Origin of the sequence: Burkholderia sp. SIMBA_062 (genome assembly GCF_046534765.1) — a bacterium.
GTDB classification, from domain to species: Bacteria; Pseudomonadota; Gammaproteobacteria; order Burkholderiales; family Burkholderiaceae; genus Burkholderia; species Burkholderia ambifaria.
The window spans coordinates 174119-195717 of the sequence record NZ_JAWRYD010000014.1; the positions used below are offsets into that span (position 1 = coordinate 174119).

Below are 21599 nucleotides of genomic sequence, written 5' to 3' on the forward strand. Positions count from 1 at the left end.
TGCGATGGCCGGCAAGCTCGATCCGTATCGGCGCAAGCGCCACTTCGGCGCGACACCGGAACCCGAAGGCGCGCACGGGCACCGTGCGAAGGCGGACGCGAAGCCTGCCGCGCGCACGCGCGCACGGGGCGCTCACCCGCTGCGCTTCGTGATCCAGGAGCACCACGCGCGGCGACTGCACTACGACTTCCGGCTCGAACTCGACGGCACGCTGAAGTCGTGGGCCGTGCCGAAGGGGCCGAGCTTCGATCCGTCGGTGAAGCGCCTCGCCGTGCACGTCGAGGACCATCCGCTCGAATACGCGTCGTTCGAAGGCGAGATTCCGGAGGGGCATTACGGTGCGGGCTCGGTCGTCGTATGGGACGAAGGCACGTGGACGCCCGATGGCGGGCTCGCGCAGGCACGCGACGGTTATCGCGCGGGCAAGCTGACGTTCCGGCTCGACGGTGAAAAACTGCACGGCGGCTGGGCGCTCGTGCGCAGCGGGCGGCAGCAGGGGCGGCAGGAGCAGTGGCTGTTGATCAAGGAGCGTGACGACGACGCGCGCAGCATGGACGAATTCGACGTCGTCGGTGAGCGGCCGGGCAGTGTGCACGACGGCGCGGCGCCAGCGCGGGCGGATGCGAAGGACGGCTCGACTCGCACGCGCGGGACGCGAACAGGGCAGCGCGAGAAGCCCGGCACGCAAGCAGCGCGGCATGACGACCGCGGCCACGACGACCACGCCGGCGCGCCTCTGGATCCTTCCCGGATCGAAGGCGCGGTGCGCGCGCCGCTGCCCGAGCACGTCGCGCCGCAACTCGCGACGCTGGTCGACGGTCCGCCGACGCAGGGCGACTGGTGCTATGAACTGAAGTTCGACGGCTACCGGATCCTTGCCCGCATTTCCGGCAAGGGCGCGCGCCGGCATGTGAAGCTGATGACGCGCGAAGGCCGCGACTGGACCGCCAAGCTGCGCGCGCAACGCGACGCGCTCGCGGCGCTCGATGTCGACGCCGCGTGGCTCGACGGCGAGGCCGTCGTGCTCGGCAAGAACGGTCTTCCCGATTTCCAGGCGCTGCAAAACGCGTTTGGCGCCGGGCATTCGGACGAGATCACGCTGTTCGTCTTCGATCTGCCTTATCTCGACGGTTACGACTTGCGCGACGCGCCGCTCACCGCGCGCCGCGCGTTGCTCGAACCGCTGTTCGCCGACAGCGACCCCACGCGGCTGCGCTTTTCGCCCGATCTCGGGGACGACGTCGCATCGCTGATCGCGAGCGCATGCGACACCGGCCTCGAAGGGCTGATCGGCAAGCGCGCCGAGTCGCGCTATCGCGCCGGACGCTCGCCCGCGTGGATCAAGCTCAAGTGCCGGCGCCGGCAGGAGTTCGTGATCGGCGGCTATACCGAGCCGTCGGGCAGCCGGCACGGCTTCGGCGCGCTGCTGCTCGGCGTGCACGAACCGGCGCCGGACGGCAAGCGCCGGCGCGGGCCGGGGCCGCTGCGCTACGTCGGCCGCGTCGGCACCGGCTTCGACACGCGGATGCTCGACCGGCTTACCCCCATCCTGCGCAAGCACGAGCGCGACACGATGCCGTTCGATCCGCCGCCGCGCGAACGCTCGCGCACGCCCGTGCACTGGATCGAGCCGACGCTCGTCGCCGAATGCGAATTCGCGGAATGGACCGGCGACGGCATCGTGCGGCAGGCTGCGTTCATCGCGCTGCGCGAGGACAAGCCGGCGGCACGGATCGTCCGCGAGGTGCCGAAGCATACGGAAACGGAGGTGCAGATGGATCAGCGTCAAACCACGCAGCACGAAAGACGCAAGCCCGGCCGCGCGTCGCACGCCGAGCGCGACACGAGCGACACGAGCGACGGCAAGCACCCCGCGCGTTCGCGCGGATCGAGTCGCGCCGGGGCCGACGATACCGGCCCCGACCAGCTCGGCCGCGTACGCATCACCCATCCCGAGCGCGTGCTCGATTCGCACAGCGGCACGCGCAAGATCGATCTGGCGCGCTACTGGCAATGGGTCGCGCCGTGGCTGCTGCCGGACCTGAAGGGCCGCCCCGTGTCGCTCGTGCGCGCGCCGGGCGACATCGCGGGCGAGCTGTTCTTCCAGAAGCACGCGGAGCGCAGCGAGATTCCGTTCGTCACGCAGCACGACGGGCTCGATCCGGGCCATGGCCCGCTCTTGTCGCTCGACAGTGTCGACGCGCTGCTCGGCGCCGCGCAGATGAGCACGATCGAGCTGCATACGTGGAATGCGCACGCGTCGAACATCGAGCGGCCCGACCGGATCGTGTTCGACCTCGATCCCGATCCGGCGCTGCCGTGGAGCGCGATGATCGAGGCCGCGCAACTCGTGCGCGGGCTGCTCGACGAACTCGGTCTCATCTCGTTCTGCAAGACGAGCGGCGGCAAGGGGCTGCACGTCGTCGTGCCGATCACGCGGCACATGGGATGGGACGAAGTGAAGGACTTCTCGCGCGCGGTCGCGCAGCATGTCGCGGGGGCGTTGCCCGATCGCTTCACCGCGACGATGGGGCCGAAGCATCGGCGCGGCAAGATCTTCATCGACTATCTGCGCAACGGCCGCGGCGCGAGCACGATCGCCGCGTATTCGGTGCGCGCGCGGCCGGGGCTCGGCGTATCGGTGCCGCTGCGCTGGGACGAGGTGCCCGACACGACGGGCGGTGCGCAATGGACGATCGGCACGCTGCACGAGCGCCTCGATCGGCTGAAGCGCGATCCGTGGGACGGCTATGACGACACGCGTCAGCGGATCACCACGCAGATGCGCGCGCGGCTCGGCACGCGTTGAGCAGTCACATGGGATAGCACGCCACGGTGACGTCGCGAAGCGTCACGAAAGGCGATGCTCAAGGTCGCACGGCTGACCGCCCTCCACGAGGTAAATCAAATGGGAATGGAGACCACGTGGGCGATCACGAAACCCACGTTACCGCACGCTTCGCCTGCGGATTTCTTTTAGCGTTTATGCCCACGCGCGCATGTTTGACATGCGCAAGTTCGAATGCGTCGCAAGGGCGCGCAGATTTTGCCTGTATGCATGGATATTGCATCCTGACGGCGCGCCGTCCCACGCCCAACAATCCGTCATTCTTCGCTAGCGGATTGTCGGGCGCTGATCGCTCATCGCGGCTGTAACGATCCGGGCTTCAAAGTCCCAACTCGCTCAGCCCCGGATGATTGTCCGGCCGACGGCCCAAGGGCCAGTGATATTTGCGCTCGGATTCCTTGATCGGCATATCGTTGATGCACGCATAGCGGCGTTGCATGAGGCCATCCTCGCCGAACTCCCAGTTCTCGTTGCCATAGGAGCGGAACCAGTTGCCCGAGTCGTCGTGCCATTCGTAGGCGTAGCGCACGGCAATGCGATTGCCGCCGAACGCCCACAGTTCCTTGATCAGACGATATTCGTGCTCCTTCTTCCACTTGCGCTCGAGGAACGCCTGCGCTTCCGCTCGATTGTTCGCGAACTCTGCGCGATTGCGCCATTTCGTGTCGAGCGAATAGGCGAGCGCGACCTTGGCGGCATCGCGCGAATTCCAGCCGTCTTCCGCGAGACGGACTTTCTCGATGGCTGTCTCCAGCGTGAACGGCGGAAGCGGCGGACGAATTCCCTGCTGTTGAGTCGACATGACGGCTCTCCTTTTCAGATTGGCGATTGCACTGCGTGCGTCGCGGATCGCACGACCCGCGATGCGATGAACTCAGAACGGCTCGGTCGGCAGATATCTCGTTGAAACGTGAGAAACCCTTCGACGACGATCTCCTTCACGATCGGCATCGTTGTATGCGGTGATTCCATGCATCAAGGATGGACGCGAATTTCGATAGTGTCCAAGACCGGTTTGCGATAGAGTCGATAGGAATAGCCAATAGTTCGGGGGAATCCGGTGCTGCTACGTCATATCCGTTACTTTCTTGCAGTGGCAGAAGAGAAGAATTTCACGCGCGCCGCCGAGGCGCTTCATGTATCGCAGCCGACCTTGTCGCAGCAGATCCGGCAGCTCGAAGACACCTTGGGAACACAGCTGTTCGACCGCTCAGGCAGAACCGTTCAGCTGACCGACGCGGGAGAAGCGTGGATGCGTTATGCCAAGCTCGCGCTACAGGACCTTGACGCAGGGGTGAGAGCGATACACGACGTGGCGGAACTGAGCCGGGGCAGCCTGCGTTTCGCAGTAACGCCGACCTATACGGCATCCTTGGTCGGGCCGATCGTCGATGGCTTCCACCAGCTGCATCCTGGCATCAGGATCGATATTCGCGAACTCACACAGGATCAGATGGAGGCGCAGCTTGCAGACGACAAGCTGGATATCGGTGTCGCATTCCATCCGGCCTTTTCGGCCGACATAGAATGCCAACCCCTCTTTGAAGAAACGCTGAGCCTGGTGGTCGGCCGCAGCCACCCGCGTGCCTCACGCCGCAAGGCACTCGCGGGGCATGACTTTGGCAAGGAGCCGTTGGTCTTGCTGAACGAGACATTCGCGACACGCCGGTTCATCGATCAGCATTGTGCGCGTCACTCTATTCGACCGCTTGTCGTAATCGAAGTGGATTCGATCGGTGCCATCGTTGAAATCGTGCGTCGCGGGCAGCTGGCGACGGTTCTCCCCGATCACATCGCACGCGTGCAAGAGGGCCTACATCCTGTGCCGCTCGATCCACCTCTGCCAACGCGCACGGCTGCCGTTTTAGAGCGCAAGGGTGCGTATCGCACTGCGGCAAGCAGGGCGTTCTTACAACTGCTGACTGAGCAGTTCGGAAAGTCGGCGTGATCTTCACCGACATCGACGCCGACAAAGACATCGACGGCGTCACGTTTTGAGTGACTTGCATCGAAATGCAGCGTGATCGTCGCCGTATTGGATGCTGCAGCCGACGATCCTCCGGACACAAACACATCGAGGCGAATCCCCCTTCGTGAGGCGGCGTACGACTCGCTTCGCCGCAGCCGCTTGGTCTGGCGTCACGAGCCGTGGAAAACCGTATCGTTCAGGCGTTGCACCGTACCGTCCTGCTCGGCCTGGATCAGCTCCTTGATCACGTCGCGGCGGGTCAGTGCGCGCGGGGCTTCCGGAGCTGCATTCCGCTGAATCAACGGCGCAGCGGAGTTGTAAGCCGGTGAAGCCGCTTCTGCGGAAGAGGCAGCAAACGCGGTCGTGGTGGAAGCAGCCAGCGTGAGTGCGGACAGGACGTAAGAAATGTGACGGATGCTCTTGTTCATGATGTTTCCCTTTCCTTGTTTCGATATATGTAATAGGTAGTGATAACAGTAATGATTTTGAGGTTCGAAGTTTGTGCTAACAGGAGGATGTATGTGCGAAGATTTTGCTATTGCGCCTTCAAGCGCTTGCAATGTCAGATGTGGCTTACGAGGCAGCTGCTCACTTCCTCAGCTTGGCCTTCGCCGGCCCGCATTAACGGAATCACCGGGCGAGGTTCACGCACCACCCTAACAATTAGCAATACAAATGAACCTAAAAACATGCCCAACAATCCGTCATTCTTCGCTACCGGATTGTCGGGCGCTGATCGCTCATCGCAGCTGTAACGATCCGGGCTTCAAAGACCCAACTCGCTCAGCCCCGGGTGATTGTCCGGCCGACGGCCCAAGGGCCAGTGATACTTTCGCTCGGATTCCTTGATCGGCATATCGTTGATGCACGCATAGCGGCGTTGCATGAGGCCATCTTCGCCGAACTCCCAGTTCTCGTTGCCATAGGAGCGGAACCAGTTGCCCGAGTCGTCGTGCCATTCGTAGGCGTAGCGCACGGCAATGCGATTGCCGCCGAACGCCCACAGTTCCTTGATCAGACGATACTCGTGCTCCTTCTTCCACTTGCGCTCGAGGAACGCCTGCGCTTCCGCTCGATTGTTCGCGAACTCTGCGCGATTGCGCCATTTCGTGTCGAGCGAATAGGCGAGTGCGACCTTGGCGGCATCGCGCGAATTCCAGCCGTCTTCCGCGAGACGGACTTTCTCGATGGCCGTCTCCAGCGTGAACGGCGGAAGCGGTGGGCGAATTTCTGCGGGTGAAGTCATTTCCAATTTCCTTGTGGAGTACAGCGCGTTGCTGGTGTTCGACGCGGAGCGCGGCCCCGTCATCGTGCAGCCCGGGAGGGCAAGGCCGCCCGAAGCAAGCGCGGCACCGGTGCTCAGTATGAATTTTCTTCTATGCATCATCGGTTCAGAACGGCTTGGTCGGCAGATACTTGCCGTTGAGCGTGATGACGGCACGCTCGCCGCCTTCCGGGTCCGGAACCTTCTGGATATCGAGCTTGAAGTTGATCGCGCTGATGATGCCGTCGCCGAATTTCTCGTGAACCAGCGCCTTCAACGTCGAGCCGTACACCTGCACCATTTCGTAGAAGCGGTAGACGGTCGGATCGGTCGGCACGCCGCCCGGAATGCTGCCGCGCACGGGAATGGTTTGCAGCAGGCGCACGGCGTCGGCGTCGAGCCCGAGGCGTTCGGCGACGAGCTTCGCCGCGTTCTCCGGCAGCGCATGCTGACCGAGCAGCGCGGCTGTCGTGTACGCGAGGCTCAAGCCCGTGCCTTCGTTGATGGCTTCGAACGTGAGGTTCTTGCGCACCTTCGCGTCGATGATCGTTTCCGTCAAAGCTTCGCGTGCGTTCGGTGTGACTTGCGATTGGGTCATGATGTTGCTCCTTGAGTAAATCAACCTGGTGAGATCGGCAGCCGGTGTGACGAGCCGGGAATCAGAGCGCAGCCGCGCACTCGGCGGGCGTTGCGGTGACATCGGGATGCGCGGCGAGGGGCACGAACTGGCGAGTCGCGGCATCGAGCGCGTCGATGGAGCCGGATTCGATGTCGTAGACCCATCCGTGCAAATTGAGGCGGCCTTGCGCGAGTCCCAGTGCAACGGAGGGATGGGTCTTCAGATTGTCGAGTTGCGCGATGACGTTCTCGCGCACCATCGAGTCGACGCGTTCGCGCTCGCTCGCATGTTCACGCGCCTCGTTGACGAGCTTCGCCGAGTCGGCGTAGCGCAGCCAGTTCGCGACCGCGGGCATATGGTCGAGGCACTTGCACGTCGCGACGGCCGTCATTGCGCCGCAGTCCGAGTGGCCGCATATCACCACATCGGTCACGCCGAGCGCGGCCACTGCATATTCGACGGTAGCCGAAACGCCACCCGGCTCGGGACCGAACGAAGGCACGATGTTGCCGGCATTGCGGATCACGAACAGATCCCCCGGTTCGCGCTGCGTGACCAGTTCGGGAACCATGCGGCTATCGGAGCAGGAAATGAACAGCGTGCGCGGCGTCTGGCTGGTGGCCAGCTTGCGGAACAACTCCCTGCGCGCGGGCATGACGTCCCGTTGAAACTTCAGAAAACCGTCGATGATCTCTTGCATGGTCAGCTCCATTCAGTCTGGCGTTCGTTGCCGCGTCGGTCAGTGCGATGCGTTGAACAGAGAATGGACCTGTTCCGTCATAGTGTCCAAGACGGGTTTATGATGATTACCATAGGCACGACCAATTGTGATCGGGGGCGAGGAAATTCGCCATGCTGAACGGCTTCTATTCGATTCCATGCGGCTACTGGACCGCGACACTGGCCGCGTACGCGCACACCTCCTATCAGCAGATTGCCGGTGTAAATCAGACGTTTGTGGCGAGCGGCAACTCAAAGACGATCGACTTCAAACTGGCCCGCGTGCTCGCGCGTAGCCAGAACGACGCGACACCCGGTCGGTGACACTTTCATTTTGTTCTACGGCAAGTCGTGACGCCGTCAGCGCCGATGCTGCAGGCGGTAGTACCAATCCATCAGCGGCGTCGCGGAGATCCCGTGCGCGATCACCGATGCCACCACCACGGCGAGCACCGGCGCCGCGAGCGGCCGCACCGCGCTGGATGGCCCGTGTTCGAGCGCGAACAGCAGGTAGTAGAACGAGCCGATCCCGCGTATCCCGAACCACGCCATCAACCGCCGCTGGGCAAGCGTCGCGTGTGAACCGGTGAGCGTCAGCAGCACCGCGACCGGCCGCACGGCGACGAACAGCACGAGCGCCAGCGCAATCGCGCCCCATGTGACGAGCGGGGCCGACAGCGTGCCCAGCACGCTGCCGATCATCGTCATCACGAGCGCCTCGGCGATGCGCTCGAGCTCGATCGTGAAATCGAGCACCGATTCGGCCATGAAGGCGTGCACTTTCTCCGGATGTTTCTCGGTCGCGATCACGTCTTCCGAATCGATCTGGCCGATCACTTCCCGCGGCGGGCGGTCGCCGCTCGCACGATGCTCGATGCGGCGCATCGCGACACCCGCGGCGAACGTCGCGATGAAGCCGAACGTATGCGCGAACTGCGCGGCGCCGAACGACAGCACGATCAGCGCGAGCGCGAAGAAGCCTTCGAAGCCGAGCGCCTGCGCATAGCGGGTGCGCAACCGGCCGATCGCCTTGGTCGTCGCCGCGCCGAGCAGGCCGCCGATCGCGGCCGCGCCCGCGATGCCCCACAGCGCGGCCAGCGCGAACGTGCCGGACAACGGCGGCGGCCCGTGCGGCGTATCGGGCGCGCCGCACAGCGCGAGGCCCGCGAGCGCGAACGGTAGCGCGATCCCGTCGTTCATCCCGCCTTCGCCGGACAGCGCGAAGCGCACCAGATCGCGGTCGCCGGGATCGTGCACCTGCACGTCGTGCGCGAGCACCGGGTCGGTCGGCGCGAGGATCGCCGCGAGCAGCAGCGCGGGGCCCCAGCCGAGGCCGAGCGTCAGCACCGCGCAGCCGGCGAGCAGCGGCACGGTGACGAGCATCGCGAGCAGGCCGAGCCGGCACGGTACGAGCCACAGCTTGTCGGACAGCGGCACGCGCAGCCGCAGTCCGATCGCGAACAGCGATACCAGCAGCGCGACCTCGACGATCTCGCGCAGCAGCCGCGCGTCGCGCTCGATATCGAGGTGGAGGAGCCCGACGCCGGACGGACCGAGCGCGACGCCGAGCACGAGATAAATCATCGCGGTGCTGCACGGCAGACGGCGCAGCGCCGACGTCGCGACGCCCATGCCCATCAGCACCGCGCCGATGATCAGATACCACAGCGTTTCATGCATGCGAGAAAGCGGAACAGGTCGATACGAAGCAGGCGGGTGCCGTCACGGCTTGCGCCCGAACGCTTCGCGCAATTTGCGCTTCGCGCGTTCGAGCGTTGTGCGGCGCGTTTTCGGCAGCTTGCGGCCCGCGCGGTTCACGTAGAAGTTCAGCATCGACATCGCCGACTGGAACGGCGTGCCCTTGCGACGGCGGCTATGTTGGGCCGAGCGCTTGAGAGAGGCGGCGATCTCGCCCGGATCGTCTGACTTGAAGATCTCGGGCTCGAGGTCGAGCGCATCGCTCTTTTGCATGACGTCCGCGGACCAGCGCTTGCGCTGATGCGAAGTGTTGCCGCGCGTGCGCCCGGGACGGCGCGTCGCGCGTTTGCCGTGCGGATGGGAAGCGGAAGCTGAAGGCATGGCAGGGCTCCGTACGGGTTCGGGATGATCGGTGACCGGGCCGCAAGCCGCGTGCCGCGCATGCCGACCGGCACGGGCTTTGCTGAATCGCAGGTGCAGGACCTTCCACGACAAACGATTCCATTGACGGAGAACGCTCCATGAAACCAGCATCCGAATCGAAAGCGGCCGCGCGCCGGATCGCCGCATGCGCGGCCGTCGCGCTCCTCGCCGCGGCGCCGGCCGCGTGGGCACAGAATTCGCAGCGTCCGGGCGAGGGCACTGGCGCGCCCATCCTGGCGCCGGCGGACGACACGTCGGCGCAGGGAACGGGCGGCATGTCCAACGGCAATACCGCGGCGCCGCCGCCGGCGACCCGCATGCAGGAACCGCGCGGCACCCGCTCGCACGTCCGCCCGCAGGTACGCACCAAGCCGGGCGGCCCGAGCGGGGCCGGGACCGGCGGTAGCGGGAGCACGGGCGGCGGCGGCGCGGGCGGCAGCAGCGCAGGCAGCGGCGGCGGCGGTGGCGCGGGCGGCGGCAGTGCAGGCAGCGGTGGCGCAGGCGGCACCGGCGGCACCGGCGGCGCGGGTTCCAGCGGTTATTGACGATCACGGTGTCGCGCCGGCACGGCCGGCGCGGCGCGATGGCGGCCCGCGGCCACGCGGCCGTCACGCCGTCACCACGCAGGAGGACATCATGCAATCGAATTACCGAACCACGGTCGACGCAAGCGACCTCGACCCCGACGACGAACCCGACGATCTCGATACGGCGGTGAATCTCGACGTCGAGACCGGCAGGATCACGTTTCATGCGGCGTGGGCGCTCGTCCCCGACGCTCCGCACGGCGCCGCGCGGCACTCGGTCGTGCTCGCGCTCGACTGCGACACGATGGCGCGCTACGCAGACCTCGACGACGGCGCGCGGATGCGCGTACACGCGATGCTGCACGACAGCGTGCAGGCCACGCTCGAATCGCTGTCGGAGGCCACCGATGACCTGACGGTAACGGTCGAGCTCACCGACGCGATGCTCGACGCCGCGCGCCACCTGCAGTAAGCGCGGCGCGCGGCCTCGAACGAAGGCCGGATGCGGTTGCGTTACATACTCCGTTGAAATCTTTGCAGGCGCTGCGCCGCGTCACGTGCGGCGAAGCGCGCGGACCAGGCTGCGGCCTGCCTAGGGGCCGCCATTGGCCGATACCGGGGTCGTGACCTACCCCAAGCGGCTCGTAGGGCCTGCATCCCCGAGGCCGCGGCACGCCGCTTGCTTCCCGACCGGCATGGCACGAACGGTGCCGCAACACAACGGGAGCATTCCATGACAGGCAAGCTGGACCATTGCAAGGTGGCGATACTCGCGGTCGACGGCTTCGAGGAAGCCGAGCTCGTCGAACCGCGGCGCGCGCTGGAGGCGGAAGGCGCGCAGGTCGACGTGATATCGCAGAAGCCCGGCGACATCCAGGGGCTCAGGCACGTCGACAAGGGCGATCGCGTGAAGGTCGACCACACGTTCGACGATGCGCGCATAGGCGATTACGACGCGGTCGTGCTGCCGGGCGGCGTCGTCAACGGCGACGCGATCCGGATGCTGCCGGCCGCGCGTGAATTCGTGACCGCCGCCGTCGGCGCGGGCAAGCCGATCGCGGCGATTTGTCACGGCGGCTGGCTGCTCGTGTCGTCAGGGCTGGTCGAGGGCCGCACGATGACGAGCTGGCCGAGCCTGCAGGACGACATCCGCAACGCGGGTGGCAAGTGGGTCGACCAGGAGGTCGTGCGTGACGGCAGCCTGATCACGAGCCGCAAGCCCGACGATCTGCCTGCATTCAATGGCGCGCTGGTGCAGTCGCTCGCGTCGCGCGGAGCGTGAGCGATGCCGACCGACGCCGTTCAACGCGTGACACTGACCGACGCGCCGCCGGAGTTCGACGGCGCAGCGCTGCAGATGCGCTTCGTCGTGGAGGTCGACGGGAAGCCGCAAATCTGCGCGATCACGGTCGAAGCGCTGGAGGATCATTTCGGCGCGCGCTCCGCGCTCGAAGCAGACCTGCGCGACGCGTTCGAACGCGGCCGTGCCCGCATCGAAGCCGCGTGCGCGGAAGTGCTCGCCGACGGCAAGGGCGGCGCCGAGCTGCACAGCGGCTACTTCCGCGTGCAGGACAAGGCCGCGGGCAAGACGGCACGCGCGGGCATGGCCCGCTCGCGGAAATCGTAAGTCGCCCGGCGCAACTCGGGAGCGCGCGCCACATCGTGCTTCCCCTCGGGCCGCCGTTGCCGCTCCGTTACACGCGGTTGAAAACTTTGCAGCGGCCGTCACGCGGTTCGCAGGGACACATCGCGCCGCGTGCCGGCCGCACGCGGCGCGGGCCGCGTCCCACATACTGGCACGCTCCGTGCATGTAGCTTCCGATGTGGGCGCCCGATGCGCGCCCGCGCCGACGCGATGCGCCGCCGCATCGCACGAAGCTGGACACGGGGAAGACGAACATGCTGACAGCCCATGAATTTGCCGCGCTGTTCCTGGTGCACCGCGCACCGGAACAGATCCAGAGCGACCGCGACGACGTCGTCGCGCTGGTCGAACAACAGTTGATCGAGATACGTCGCGACGCGTCGGGCGCCAGCCGTCCCGCGCTGACCGCCGACGGTCTGTCGATCGTGCAAAGCATGCAACGGCACGACGGCGCCGATGCGTGATGCGATCGCGCAATCCCAATCGCAACCCGATGCCGGCCGGCCCGTAGCTCAGCGCGCGATCGCGACCGGCGCGTTGACCTGCACGACCGGCGTGTCGCCGTCGAACGGCGGCGCGTACAGGAAGTGGTCGATCACGCCGGGTTCGAACAGCAGGCAGTAGGTCGAGCCGCCGTACTGGAAATAGCCGATCTCGTCGCCCTTGTCGATGCGCTGCCCCGGCACGACCTCGATCACGCACGACGACACGTCGCCCATCCCGACGAACACCCCCACCACGGTGCCGATTCCCGGATCGTCGCAGTCGATCGCGACCACCGCGCGCGCGGCGACCGCCGTCATGTAGCCCTGCGAATCGTTGAGCCCGGCCGGATCCGGGCCTTCGGCTTCCGCGACCGAATAGTAGGTGCCGTCGACCCGGTACGCATGCGTGACGGTGCCGCGCACCGGCGCGTGCCAGCGGTGATAGTTGTACGCGCTCAGATACGCCTGATAGAGGTCGCCGCCGACGAAGCGTTCGGCGAGCGGCAGCCGCGCCGGCGTGAAGATGTCGCGCAGCGAATACGGCTGGCCCTTGATCCAGAACGTGTCGCGGATCTTCAGGTTGGACTCGGTGTGATACGGCTGCGCCTCGCATGCGCTGACGATTACGTGCGAATCGCCCGGTGCCGCGACGGGCCGCGCATCCGCGCGAAACCGGCGCGTGAAGAAGTCGTTCCACGAAGCGAAGCCCCAGTGCGGTTGATCTTCCTGGTACTGGAACTGCGACAGGCCCAGCCGCTCGCGCGCTTCGTCGCAGAACCAGCCGTCGGGCGCCGACGTGTCGAGATGCGTGCACGAATGCGGGCCGCCGAGGAAGTCGCACCATACGTTCAACACCTGCTTCAGGTGCGCGTTGACCGCCGCGTCGCGAAACACCGCGTGGCCCGACGGCATGCACATCGGCCAGTCGAGGAATGCGTTCACCGGGCACACGATCAGGCTCGATTCGCTGAACGGCGGCGTGTAGGTCATCAGGTGGTCGATCACGGTCATCAACTCGCCGATCGACGCGTAGCCGAGCTTGCGGCCCGATTCGAGCGCCTCGTCGATCGCGCGCGTGAGGCTCATGCGCAGCACGGCATTGTCGTCGAACAGCCGCGCGAGTTCCTGCACGGCCGGCGTGCGCAGCCGTTCGCCGGCATGCGCGCGCGCTTCGCCCGCAATTTTTTCGCGATACGCGGCCATGTGGGCTTCCTCGCGGGCCATCCATCCGCCGAGGCGATGGCGTGTGGCGGGTGGCGTGCTGCGGTCGGTCGGCATGGTCACCTCCAGGGTTGGGGTACGAACGGATAGCAAGGAATAGCAAGGCGCTTGCCCGGCGCCCGGCACCGAAATTGCGGCGCTCGGACGACGGTTTCTTTCAACGACACAGGAGGGCAAACATGAATGCGGACTCGAATCGACGACAGACCAACGATGAGCCTTCGACCGGCGAGCGCCGCGGCGGCGAGCAGCGCACCGTGGCGCCGACCCGCACGCGGGCGCGGGTGCGCGCGGCGACGTCGCGTGAGCCGACGCGGCGCAGTGAGCGTGGCAGCGGAAACGGGCCGGTGACGACGGGCGGGAATGACGCGACGGGCAAGCCGCTTTGGGAAGACGACAGCGGGGAGATGCCGCCGGAAGAGTGGTCGTGAGGATGTAACGGGTGCCGGGCGGGACCCGGTTCCGCCGATTCAACCGCCCGGTGCCGGCAAGATCTGCGCCTTTTTGCGAAGCACGGGTGTATTCCTTCCCGGCGCATGCCAGGAATCACGAACGGCCTGCGGCTTGTTCGTCCCCAAGCTTCGGACAGCTGAGCAAGCGACGAAGTTCCATCGTTTCCACATTTCGAGTATTATCGAAACATGGAAACCAACCAGACCATCGCCGCGCTTTCGGCGCTCGCGCACGAATCCCGCCTCGCCGTCTTCCGCGCGCTCGTGCAGGCCGGCCCGTCGGGCTTGGCGGCCGGCCAAATCGCGACGCTGCTCGACGTGCCGCCGTCGTCGCTGTCGTTTCATCTGAAGGAACTGGCTCACGCGCAACTCGTCACGAGCCGCCAGGAAGGCCGCTTCGTGTTCTATTGCGCGAACTTCGCGACAATGAACGGGCTCGTTGGGTACCTCACCGAGAACTGCTGCGGCGGTAATCCGTGCTCCCCGGTCTCCACCTGTTCGCCCGCCTGCTCCGACCCAACGTAAGCCCACGTTCACGCCCCCGCCGATGACCACCAACGTCCTGATCCTCTGTACCCACAATTCCGCGCGCAGCGTGCTCGCCGAGGGCATGCTCAATCACTGGGCCGCGAAGCTCGGCCGCGACGTGCGCGCCTACAGCGCGGGCAGTGCGCCGAGCGGCCGGCTCAATCCGTTCGCGCTGGATGCGCTGACGCGCGCCGGCGTCGACGTCAGCGGATACCGCAGCAAGAACTGGGACGAATTCGTCGGCGACGGCGCGCCGGAAATGCGCATCGTCATCACCGTATGCGACAGCGCGGCCGCGGAGGCGTGCCCGTACTGGCCCGGCAGCCCGGTGAAAGTGCACTGGGGCTACGCCGATCCGTCGAACGCGGCGGGCGGCGACGCGGGCAAGCGGCTCGCGTTCGAACTGACGCGCGAGGCGCTTGGCTACCGGATGCTGCAACTGCTGGCGCTGCCGCTCGAGCGCATGAGCAATGCCGAACTCCAGGGGGCATTGACCGCCATTGCGCAAAACTGAGCGGTCGTCCGGCGGCCTGCGCGAACCTGCATGCCGCGCGCCTTTCTCCATCCCGAGCCACGTCCGATGAACACGTCCAACGTCGTCCCGCCCCGCAACGCCGCCGTCAGGCCCGCGATCAACTTCTTCGAACGCTACCTGACGCTCTGGGTCGCGCTGTGCATCGTCGCCGGCATCGCGCTCGGCCAGCTGCGGCCCGGCCTGTTCCAGCGGATCGGCCGCATCGAGTACGCGCAGGTCAACCTGCCGGTCGGGCTGCTGATCTGGGTGATGATCGTGCCGATGCTCGTGAAGGTGGACTTCGGCGCGCTGCATGAAGTGCGCCGGCATGTGAAGGGGATCGGCGTCACGCTCGCCGTGAACTGGCTCGTCAAGCCGTTCTCGATGGCGTTCCTCGGCTGGCTGTTCGTGCGCCAGCTGTTCGCGCCGATGCTGCCGGCGGATCAGCTCGACAGCTACATCGCCGGCCTGATCCTGCTGGCCGCCGCGCCGTGCACGGCGATGGTGTTCGTGTGGAGCCGGCTCACGGGCGGCGATCCGTTGTTCACGCTGTCGCAGGTCGCGCTGAACGACAGCATCATGGTGATCGCGTTCGCGCCGCTGGTCGGGCTGCTGCTGGGAATGTCCGCGATTACCGTGCCGTGGGCGACGCTGCTCACGTCGGTCGTGCTCTACATCGTGATTCCGGTGATCATCGCGCAGCTTTGGCGCAAGCGGCTGCTGAGGCACGGGCCGGCCGCGTTCGACGCCGCGATGGCGCGGATCGGCCCGTGGTCGATCGCCGCGCTGCTCGCGACGCTCGTGCTGCTGTTCGCGTTCCAGGGCGAAGCGATCCTGAAGCAGCCGCTGGTGATCGCATTGCTCGCAGTGCCGATCCTGATCCAGGTGTTCTTCAACGCGGCGCTCGCGTACTGGCTCAACCGCGCGGTGGGCGAGAAGCACGACATCGCGTGCCCGTCCGCGCTGATCGGCGCATCCAATTTCTTCGAGCTCGCCGTCGCGGCCGCGATCAGCCTGTTCGGTTTTCACTCCGGGGCGGCGCTCGCGACCGTCGTCGGCGTGTTGATCGAGGTGCCGGTCATGCTGCTGGTGGTGCGCATCGTGAACCGGTCGAAGGGCTGGTACGAGCGCGTGTGAGCCAACCCGGGAATCCCTCCATGACCGACCGATTGACAGCCCGATTGACCGACCTGCCGCAACTCGATCCCGCGTTGTTCCACGTGCCGGACGCGAGCCGCTTGCGGCCGGCGTCGCCGTCCACCCATCCGCCGCGTTTCCTGCTGCTGTACGGTTCGCTGCGCGAGCGTTCGTTCAGCCGCCTGCTGGTCGAGGAAGCCGAGCGCCTGCTCACCGCGATGGGCGCGGAGGTACGCGTGTTCAATCCGAGCGGCCTGCCGCTGCCCGACGATGCGCCGGAGAGCCATCCGAAAGTCGTCCAGCTTCGCGAATGGGCGATGTGGTCGGAAGGGATGGTGTGGTGCTCCCCCGAACGACACGGCGCGATGACGGGCATCATGAAGTCGCAGATCGACTGGATTCCGCTGTCGGTCGGCGCCGTGCGGCCGACGCAGGGCAAGACGCTCGCGGTGATGCAGGTCAGCGGCGGCTCGCAGTCGTTCAACGCGGTGAATCAGATGCGCGTGCTGGGGCGCTGGATGCGCATGCTGACGATCCCGAACCAGTCGTCGGTGGCCAAGGCGTTCATGGAATTCGACGAAGCGGGGCGGATGAAGCCGTCGGCCTATTACGATCGAGTCGTCGACGTGATGGAAGAACTGGTGAAGTTCACGCTGCTGACGCGCGACATCGGCCCGTATCTGGTCGATCGGTACAGCGAAAGAAAGGAAAGCGCGGAGGAATTGTCGAAGCGGGTGAATCAGCGGGGGATTTGACGTCTGCCGTGTTGGTGTTGCAGACCGCTGTGCAAAATCGATTGTGCAGGCCCCCAAAGGCAATCTGCAAAACGTTATTGCGGACGACTGGTACAGACGTGAGCGACGAATTTGAGAAGGGCATCGAGGCAGCATCCTGCAGCAATTGCGACGGCACGTAGAAGCACATCGGCTGCCCTGAGGCAATGCCGGGGAAGTATCGGCCAGCTCCGCCCTGCGGACGAATTGCCTATCCGGTGACCTTGCTGACTCGATCGATAGCGCAGGCTGGGCGTTATAGGTAGCATGCCGTGGAAGCAATGAAAAGGGGCTCCAACGGCGTAAGCAATGGTCGCTTCACTGCCGCTGGAGCCCGTTGGAGGCCAGCCAGTTACTGACCTGCGGCCAGTGCCTTAACTTTCTCGGTTGTCAGTGCGTTGCCGGCAATTCCCCAGTCACCGCTCTTTACCTCTTCAACGATGACCCAGGTAACGGGCCGCATGTTCTCGCCCTCGATCGACACCATGGCATCGGTAAGGGTAGAAATGATCTTTTCCTTGTCGGCTGCGGAGAAAACGCCTTCGATGACTTTTACATTGATGAGCGGCATAAGTGTTCCTTGGGTTCGTTTGAGTTGATGATGCTGTCTTGCCGTGCGCCTGCTTGATTCAACGGTATTGGCTCAAAATTGCATCGCGGATTCGTTCCAAAACCAGTTGGAGCTGCGCCCGCGGACACGCCAGATTGAGTCGCACTCTTCGGTCGCCGTTCTCGACGAACATTTCACCACCTTCGAGAATGACACCCGCCTTTTCAAGAAAGAATCGCGTGAGGTTGACTGAATCGTCGAAATAGGTCCGCAGGTCGATCCACGCCAGATAGGTCGCTTCCGGAACGCGGAATTTGGCTGCTGGAAAGTGATCGCTCAGAAAGCGTCGAGTCAAGGCGAAGTTCTCGTCCAGATACAGCCGCAGCGCATCCAGCCACGGAGCGCCGTTGCGATACGCGCCGATGGCGGCCGCGAGACTGAGTGGGTTCACGAACGGGTAGTGGCGACGCTTCCATTCCGAGCGCAATTCCGGGTCCGGGATGATGACGGTTGCGATCATCATTCCCGCGAGATTGAACGTCTTGCTAACGGCCATGCACGTGATGATGGCGGGGCTGCCCGGGAACAGCTTCGCCAATGGCGTGTGTGCATTGCCGGTTCTCAGCAGGTCGCAATGGATCTCGTCGGAAACGATCTTCACACCGTTTGCGATACAGAGTTCGCCCATGCGACGCAACTCGTCGTTTGTCCAGATTCGGCCGGTCGGATTATGCGGGTGGCACAGGAAAAAGAGCTTCACTGCCGGATCGCTCACTTTCGCTTCGAAGTCGTCGAAGTCGATCGTGTATTCGCCATCGTCGGATGCGAGCATGCGCGACGTCACGAACTCGCGGCCGCGCTGCATCGCCGCGTGTTTGAAGTATCCGTAGGCAGGCGTCAGACCAAGCACCTTGTCGCCGGGTCGGCACACGTACTCGACGAGCGCGAAGAGTGCGGGTATGACGCCGAGTGAGACCTGCATTTCCTCGCGAGCGAAATGCCAGCCATATCGTTGCGCGCACCACGAGTGGAAAGCCTGATAGAGCTGCTCGTCCAGGTCGGCTGTGTAGCCGAAGATCGGATGTTTGAGGCGCTCGGTAATGGCATCGATGGCGGCATCGGGGGCCGCGAATTGCATGTCGGCCACCCACATCGAAATCAGCTCTTCTCTCGGCATCTCGAGCGCAAGTGCATCCGCTCCGAACAGATAATTCGCGAAACCTTCCTCCGCGATCGCATTTGTGTCGCGGCGGGAGATCGAGCGATCAAAGTTATAGCCCATACTGGATTCTCCATGTACGAGATCAAGCGTTCGACGAGCCTCGCGCGATGCAGCTGCTGGTCTATCGCACCGACGTACGACGGCATATCCGCTTGACTTTTCGGCCCCATGGCGTGCAACAGCTTCGATGGCCTGCATTGACGTCGATGGGGAAGTCTGAATGTGGCGTGCAACCTGAGGCGACGCATCGACTGGTCCGGATCATGGGCGGCCGGCGTGGTTTCGCCAGATCTTGCGACGCATTTAAATGCCGATGGAAAGCACTTCGAACGACTTGGAAAAATTGATTCGAAGACTTCCCATGCAAGCAGTCCGAGCCCGCCGTACCTCGTCTCGCATTCACGTCGGGGACTGGACTGATGCGTCGGCATTTCAGTCCGATTACGCGGTTTCCTGCTCGAAAGTCGGATAATCGGTGTAACCCTTGGCACCAATGACGCCATAGAAGGTCGACCGATCGGGCTCCGTGAGCGGCCAGCCGTTCTTCATCCGCTCCACCAGATCTGGGTTGGAAATGAAGGCCGTGCCGAATGCGATCAGGTCAAGCTCTCCCTTCGCGAGTTCGGCTTCGGCCAGCTCCTGCGTGAAGCCGCCGGCGCCGATCAGCGTGCCCCGGTAGGCCTTGCGGAAAGCCGCACCAAAGCCATCCGGTGTACCGGCAGCGGAGATAGTCGTCTGATAGTTCAGGTGCACGAACGCCAGCTTCCTTTCGTTCAAGGCCGAGGCCATGCTTGCCCATGCATCCGCTTCACCTTCGAAGGCCTCCATATCGTAGATGCGCCCGAACGGCGAGACGCGCACGCCCACCTTTTCACCGCCAATGGCGTCCGCCAGGGCGTCGATCGTCTCGAGCAAAAAGCGCTGGCGATTAGCGATGGAACCGCCATATTGGTCGGTGCGGGTGTTCAGCGCGCTGCTCAGGAACTGGTCGAACAAGAAGGCATTGGCCGCCATCACTTCCACACCATCGAAGCCTGCGTCCATCGCCCGACGCGCGGATGCAACGAAGTCCTGAGTGACACGTTGCACTTCGTCCGTGGTCAGCGCACGCGGCACGCTCGGGAGGACCGGGCCTTCCTTGCCGGGTTCGACCCATGCATAGACCATGGTCGTGGTCGCCGGCACTTCGCCCGACGACACCGGAGCCGCATTGCCAGGCTGGATGGAAACGTGGGACAGCCGGCCAACGTGCCAGAGCTGGGCAAAGATTTTGCCGCCCTTTTTGTGCACGGCATCGGTGACTTTTCGCCATCCTTCCATCTGCTCGTCGGTGTACAGGCCCGGCGTATACAGATAGCCGCGACCCTCTTCGGAAACCGGAAGACCTTCGGTGATGATCAAGCCGGCGGAAGCACGCTGCGCGTAGTAGAGCGCGGTGAGGTCGTTGGGAATGTTATCGGGCGTACGCGTGCGCGTCATCGGTGCCATCACGACGCGGTTGGCGAGCTGGGTCCCGGAAAGATCGTAGGGCGTAAACAATTTACTCATCACGTTGCTCAAAATGAAGGTGCGCCAGGGCGCTGGTTAAGTGTCGCGCTGAATGCGAAATGAACTGGACGGTTATCGAATCGCCGTGGATCGCTGATTCACGCGGATAATGAACAAATCCGGAAAATTGGCTTCCCTATGAATCGGGCGCCGCCAGCCTAGCCAGCACATCCGTCGATGCTGCAACTCATGCCTCCGGTGTCTTCGCTTTCGTCCGGTACGTTCTCGGCGGAGTCGATCAACGCTTTTTCGAACACCGCGACTTCACGTGCGCCCGAAAGGTACGTTCGGTTGTTGAAGACAAACAGCGGAACGCCGTTTGCGATCCGATTCGCCTCTGCTTCATCTCGCGCGATTTCGGACACCATCTTGCGATCGTCGAAGGAGAGCGACGCAGCAGAAATACCGATGCTCTTCGCAAGCTCGACGAGCGCGGCTCTGTCGAAGATGTCAACACCGTCGGTCGTCGCGGCCCGGTAGATCGCTTCGATCAATCGTTGTTTGTCTTCAGGATTTTGGACGCTTTTAACGAGCAAGTGCGCGTCGCTCGTATCACCAAAGCGCATGGTCTCGAATCGGTAGTTCAGACCTTCCTGGGCGCCGGCCAAGCACACCGCATCCATCATTCTTTGCGCTGCCGCGGGGTTTCCGAACTTGGCATAAAGCGCGTCTGTAAAGCCAGTCGGAACCATGCCTCGCGCGAGACGGTAGGACTTGTGTGTCACGGCAACGTCGACGTGCTGCGTCATGCCTTCTATCGCTTTTTCCAGGCGTCGTTTTGCGATCCAGCACCAGGGGCAGACAAAGTCCGACCATACTTCTACACTGACCCGCTTCATGTTTCATCCTCAGCTGGAAATTGCTGCTTGGTGGCGCTCCGCTTGCAACGGCAGCGCCGGGCAGGACATTTACTCGCGGCCGAGCTGGTCCAGCGCGTCGAGCACATGCGTGCTATAGACCACAGCGGCACCGGCATTGAGATTGATGGCGACACCAAGTGCTTCCGCGACTTCTTCCTTCGTCACGCCGAGCTTGTTGGCTTCTGCCGCGTGAAACGCGATGCAGCCGTCGCAGCGCGTGGTGACAGCGACTGCCAGCGCAATCAGCTCTCGGGTCTTTGCGTCGAGATGATTCGTCTTGGCGCCGGCGCCACCAAGCAAACCGACGCCTTTGACGGTGTCCGGGGTGTACCGTGCAAGTTCATGCACGCGGCGGGTGACGGCGCCGATTGTTTCAGTCCAGTTTTCCATGGTTTCTCCAAATAACAACCAACTAGTTGGTAGGGTTTGTGTGCAAATAAAAGAGCCATGTCCACGCGGAAAACGGCTCTCACGATTGGTGCAACGATGAATCGCTTGGGAAGCCAACCCCTTTTTATGGGTTCTTCACGGATTAGCGTGAAGGCGAGGCCTAAAAGGAAAGCGGTGCCCGAAGGAATAGACTGGTTGTGCGACCA

25 protein-coding genes and 1 pseudogene are annotated in these 21599 nt (G+C 64.2%); 13 read left to right on the plus strand and 13 right to left on the minus strand.

Features of this window, described 5'->3' with window-relative positions; all coding sequences use genetic code 11:
* Window positions 1-4: 4 nt before the first annotated feature.
* Window positions 5-2809, plus strand: a complete 2805-nt coding sequence (gene ligD / locus SB786_RS17700) for a DNA ligase D (RefSeq protein WP_410728555.1) — start codon at window positions 5-7, stop codon at window positions 2807-2809.
* Between the two features lie 358 nt (window positions 2810-3167).
* On the opposite strand, the gene SB786_RS17705 is transcribed toward ligD, so the two are convergent.
* Entirely contained in the window at window positions 3168-3650 is a 483-nt protein-coding gene (locus tag SB786_RS17705) for a DUF1348 family protein (RefSeq protein WP_410728556.1), read from the minus strand.
* A gap of 258 nt (window positions 3651-3908) precedes the next feature.
* On the opposite strand from SB786_RS17705, the gene cynR reads away from it, so the two are divergent.
* Complete coding sequence (gene cynR, locus SB786_RS17710; RefSeq protein WP_410728557.1) at window positions 3909-4796, plus strand: transcriptional regulator CynR; 888 nt, start codon at window positions 3909-3911, stop codon at window positions 4794-4796.
* A 191-nt stretch (window positions 4797-4987) separates the two neighbouring features.
* Here cynR and SB786_RS17715 read toward each other — a convergent pair whose 3' ends face one another.
* The 4 genes from SB786_RS17715 to SB786_RS17730 form a co-directional block, all read right to left on the minus strand.
* Window positions 4988-5245 carry a DUF4148 domain-containing protein gene (locus SB786_RS17715; RefSeq protein ID WP_410728558.1) on the minus strand — a complete coding sequence of 86 codons (258 nt, stop codon included), beginning with the start codon at window positions 5243-5245 and terminating at the stop codon, window positions 4988-4990.
* A gap of 338 nt (window positions 5246-5583) precedes the next feature.
* The gene (locus SB786_RS17720) at window positions 5584-6063 is read right to left on the minus strand and encodes a DUF1348 family protein (protein WP_410728583.1); all 480 of its coding nucleotides are present in this window, start codon (window positions 6061-6063) and stop codon (window positions 5584-5586) included.
* A gap of 145 nt (window positions 6064-6208) precedes the next feature.
* Complete coding sequence (gene cynS, locus SB786_RS17725; protein WP_410728559.1) at window positions 6209-6679, minus strand: cyanase; 471 nt, start codon at window positions 6677-6679, stop codon at window positions 6209-6211.
* A gap of 61 nt (window positions 6680-6740) precedes the next feature.
* A complete protein-coding gene (locus SB786_RS17730; RefSeq protein WP_410728560.1) occupies window positions 6741-7400 on the minus strand; it encodes a carbonic anhydrase in 660 nt (219 codons plus the stop codon).
* A gap of 158 nt (window positions 7401-7558) precedes the next feature.
* Between SB786_RS17730 and SB786_RS17735 the strand changes: the two are divergent.
* Window positions 7559-7726: pseudogene (locus tag SB786_RS17735) on the plus strand (ShlB/FhaC/HecB family hemolysin secretion/activation protein); the annotation flags it as partial.
* A gap of 54 nt (window positions 7727-7780) precedes the next feature.
* Here SB786_RS17735 and SB786_RS17740 read toward each other — a convergent pair.
* Complete coding sequence (locus SB786_RS17740) at window positions 7781-9100, minus strand: cation:proton antiporter (RefSeq protein ID WP_410728561.1); 1320 nt, start codon at window positions 9098-9100, stop codon at window positions 7781-7783.
* 42 nt (window positions 9101-9142) lie between these two features.
* Complete coding sequence (locus SB786_RS17745) at window positions 9143-9499, minus strand: DUF3175 domain-containing protein (protein ID WP_410728562.1); 357 nt, start codon at window positions 9497-9499, stop codon at window positions 9143-9145.
* 140 nt (window positions 9500-9639) lie between these two features.
* On the opposite strand from SB786_RS17745, the gene SB786_RS17750 reads away from it, so the two are divergent.
* From SB786_RS17750 to SB786_RS17770, 5 genes are all read left to right on the plus strand, one after another.
* Window positions 9640-10086, plus strand: coding sequence for a hypothetical protein (locus tag SB786_RS17750; protein ID WP_410728563.1), 447 nt, complete (start codon window positions 9640-9642; stop codon window positions 10084-10086).
* Window positions 10087-10177: 91 nt separating this feature from the next.
* Window positions 10178-10540, plus strand: coding sequence for a DUF3022 domain-containing protein (locus SB786_RS17755; protein WP_410728564.1), 363 nt, complete (start codon window positions 10178-10180; stop codon window positions 10538-10540).
* Window positions 10541-10801: 261 nt separating this feature from the next.
* Window positions 10802-11350 carry a type 1 glutamine amidotransferase domain-containing protein gene (locus SB786_RS17760; protein WP_006761777.1) on the plus strand — a complete coding sequence of 183 codons (549 nt, stop codon included), beginning with the start codon at window positions 10802-10804 and terminating at the stop codon, window positions 11348-11350.
* Window positions 11351-11353: 3 nt separating this feature from the next.
* Entirely contained in the window at window positions 11354-11695 is a 342-nt protein-coding gene (locus SB786_RS17765) for a DUF1488 domain-containing protein (protein WP_410728565.1), read from the plus strand.
* 272 nt (window positions 11696-11967) lie between these two features.
* Window positions 11968-12177: a hypothetical protein gene (locus SB786_RS17770; protein WP_410728566.1), complete on the plus strand. Its 210-nt coding sequence runs from the start codon at window positions 11968-11970 to the stop codon at window positions 12175-12177.
* A 48-nt stretch (window positions 12178-12225) separates the two neighbouring features.
* On the opposite strand, the gene SB786_RS17775 is transcribed toward SB786_RS17770, so the two are convergent.
* Window positions 12226-13476 (minus strand): phosphatidylserine decarboxylase family protein, encoded by a 1251-nt coding sequence (locus SB786_RS17775; RefSeq protein WP_410728567.1) that lies wholly within the window; start codon window positions 13474-13476, stop codon window positions 12226-12228.
* Window positions 13477-13598: 122 nt separating this feature from the next.
* On the opposite strand from SB786_RS17775, the gene SB786_RS17780 reads away from it, so the two are divergent.
* The 5 genes from SB786_RS17780 to arsH all read left to right on the plus strand — a co-directional run bounded on the left by SB786_RS17780 (window position 13599) and on the right by arsH (window position 16805).
* Complete coding sequence (locus SB786_RS17780) at window positions 13599-13850, plus strand: hypothetical protein (protein WP_410728568.1); 252 nt, start codon at window positions 13599-13601, stop codon at window positions 13848-13850.
* 210 nt (window positions 13851-14060) lie between these two features.
* Window positions 14061-14396: an ArsR/SmtB family transcription factor gene (locus tag SB786_RS17785; protein ID WP_410728569.1), complete on the plus strand. Its 336-nt coding sequence runs from the start codon at window positions 14061-14063 to the stop codon at window positions 14394-14396.
* A gap of 22 nt (window positions 14397-14418) precedes the next feature.
* Window positions 14419-14913 carry an arsenate reductase ArsC gene (locus SB786_RS17790; protein WP_410728570.1) on the plus strand — a complete coding sequence of 165 codons (495 nt, stop codon included), beginning with the start codon at window positions 14419-14421 and terminating at the stop codon, window positions 14911-14913.
* A gap of 66 nt (window positions 14914-14979) precedes the next feature.
* Window positions 14980-16050, plus strand: coding sequence for an ACR3 family arsenite efflux transporter (arsB, locus tag SB786_RS17795; protein ID WP_410728571.1), 1071 nt, complete (start codon window positions 14980-14982; stop codon window positions 16048-16050).
* A 20-nt stretch (window positions 16051-16070) separates the two neighbouring features.
* The gene (arsH, locus tag SB786_RS17800; protein WP_410728572.1) at window positions 16071-16805 is read left to right on the plus strand and encodes an arsenical resistance protein ArsH; all 735 of its coding nucleotides are present in this window, start codon (window positions 16071-16073) and stop codon (window positions 16803-16805) included.
* Between the two features lie 370 nt (window positions 16806-17175).
* Here arsH and SB786_RS17805 read toward each other — a convergent pair whose 3' ends face one another.
* From SB786_RS17805 to SB786_RS17825, 5 genes are all read right to left on the minus strand, one after another.
* Window positions 17176-17394 carry a tautomerase family protein gene (locus SB786_RS17805; protein ID WP_006480105.1) on the minus strand — a complete coding sequence of 73 codons (219 nt, stop codon included), beginning with the start codon at window positions 17392-17394 and terminating at the stop codon, window positions 17176-17178.
* A 58-nt stretch (window positions 17395-17452) separates the two neighbouring features.
* Window positions 17453-18793: a MalY/PatB family protein gene (locus SB786_RS17810; RefSeq protein WP_410728573.1), complete on the minus strand. Its 1341-nt coding sequence runs from the start codon at window positions 18791-18793 to the stop codon at window positions 17453-17455.
* A gap of 243 nt (window positions 18794-19036) precedes the next feature.
* Window positions 19037-20143 carry an alkene reductase gene (locus tag SB786_RS17815; RefSeq protein WP_410728574.1) on the minus strand — a complete coding sequence of 369 codons (1107 nt, stop codon included), beginning with the start codon at window positions 20141-20143 and terminating at the stop codon, window positions 19037-19039.
* Window positions 20144-20301: 158 nt separating this feature from the next.
* Complete coding sequence (locus SB786_RS17820) at window positions 20302-20982, minus strand: DsbA family oxidoreductase (protein WP_410728575.1); 681 nt, start codon at window positions 20980-20982, stop codon at window positions 20302-20304.
* A gap of 69 nt (window positions 20983-21051) precedes the next feature.
* Complete coding sequence (locus SB786_RS17825) at window positions 21052-21393, minus strand: carboxymuconolactone decarboxylase family protein (RefSeq protein ID WP_212120766.1); 342 nt, start codon at window positions 21391-21393, stop codon at window positions 21052-21054.
* Window positions 21394-21599: the final 206 nt, after the last annotated feature.

Excerpts from the sequence above, each read along its gene's own strand:
- arsB (WP_410728571.1), top strand. The coding sequence starts at position 14,980 with ATGAACACGTCCAACGTCGTCCCGCCCCGCAACGCCGCCGTCAGGCCC.
- SB786_RS17810 (WP_410728573.1), bottom strand. The coding sequence starts at position 18,793 with ATGCAGGCCATCGAAGCTGTTGCACGCCATGGGGCCGAAAAGTCAAGC.
- SB786_RS17755 (WP_410728564.1), top strand. The coding sequence starts at position 10,178 with ATGCAATCGAATTACCGAACCACGGTCGACGCAAGCGACCTCGACCCC.
- SB786_RS17765 (WP_410728565.1), top strand. The coding sequence starts at position 11,354 with ATGCCGACCGACGCCGTTCAACGCGTGACACTGACCGACGCGCCGCCG.
- SB786_RS17775 (WP_410728567.1), bottom strand. The coding sequence starts at position 13,476 with ATGCCGACCGACCGCAGCACGCCACCCGCCACACGCCATCGCCTCGGC.
- arsH (WP_410728572.1), top strand. The coding sequence starts at position 16,071 with ATGACCGACCGATTGACAGCCCGATTGACCGACCTGCCGCAACTCGAT.
- SB786_RS17715 (WP_410728558.1), bottom strand. The coding sequence starts at position 5,245 with ATGAACAAGAGCATCCGTCACATTTCTTACGTCCTGTCCGCACTCACG.
- SB786_RS17730 (WP_410728560.1), bottom strand. The coding sequence starts at position 7,400 with ATGCAAGAGATCATCGACGGTTTTCTGAAGTTTCAACGGGACGTCATG.
- SB786_RS17780 (WP_410728568.1), top strand. The coding sequence starts at position 13,599 with ATGAATGCGGACTCGAATCGACGACAGACCAACGATGAGCCTTCGACC.
- SB786_RS17770 (WP_410728566.1), top strand. The coding sequence starts at position 11,968 with ATGCTGACAGCCCATGAATTTGCCGCGCTGTTCCTGGTGCACCGCGCA.
- SB786_RS17760 (WP_006761777.1), top strand. The coding sequence starts at position 10,802 with ATGACAGGCAAGCTGGACCATTGCAAGGTGGCGATACTCGCGGTCGAC.
- SB786_RS17785 (WP_410728569.1), top strand. The coding sequence starts at position 14,061 with ATGGAAACCAACCAGACCATCGCCGCGCTTTCGGCGCTCGCGCACGAA.
- cynS (WP_410728559.1), bottom strand. The coding sequence starts at position 6,679 with ATGACCCAATCGCAAGTCACACCGAACGCACGCGAAGCTTTGACGGAA.
- SB786_RS17740 (WP_410728561.1), bottom strand. The coding sequence starts at position 9,100 with ATGCATGAAACGCTGTGGTATCTGATCATCGGCGCGGTGCTGATGGGC.
- SB786_RS17790 (WP_410728570.1), top strand. The coding sequence starts at position 14,419 with ATGACCACCAACGTCCTGATCCTCTGTACCCACAATTCCGCGCGCAGC.
- SB786_RS17815 (WP_410728574.1), bottom strand. The coding sequence starts at position 20,143 with ATGAGTAAATTGTTTACGCCCTACGATCTTTCCGGGACCCAGCTCGCC.
- SB786_RS17825 (WP_212120766.1), bottom strand. The coding sequence starts at position 21,393 with ATGGAAAACTGGACTGAAACAATCGGCGCCGTCACCCGCCGCGTGCAT.
- SB786_RS17705 (WP_410728556.1), bottom strand. The coding sequence starts at position 3,650 with ATGTCGACTCAACAGCAGGGAATTCGTCCGCCGCTTCCGCCGTTCACG.
- SB786_RS17750 (WP_410728563.1), top strand. The coding sequence starts at position 9,640 with ATGAAACCAGCATCCGAATCGAAAGCGGCCGCGCGCCGGATCGCCGCA.
- ligD (WP_410728555.1), top strand. The coding sequence starts at position 5 with ATGGCCGGCAAGCTCGATCCGTATCGGCGCAAGCGCCACTTCGGCGCG.
- SB786_RS17720 (WP_410728583.1), bottom strand. The coding sequence starts at position 6,063 with ATGACTTCACCCGCAGAAATTCGCCCACCGCTTCCGCCGTTCACGCTG.
- SB786_RS17820 (WP_410728575.1), bottom strand. The coding sequence starts at position 20,982 with ATGAAGCGGGTCAGTGTAGAAGTATGGTCGGACTTTGTCTGCCCCTGG.
- SB786_RS17805 (WP_006480105.1), bottom strand. The coding sequence starts at position 17,394 with ATGCCGCTCATCAATGTAAAAGTCATCGAAGGCGTTTTCTCCGCAGCC.
- SB786_RS17745 (WP_410728562.1), bottom strand. The coding sequence starts at position 9,499 with ATGCCTTCAGCTTCCGCTTCCCATCCGCACGGCAAACGCGCGACGCGC.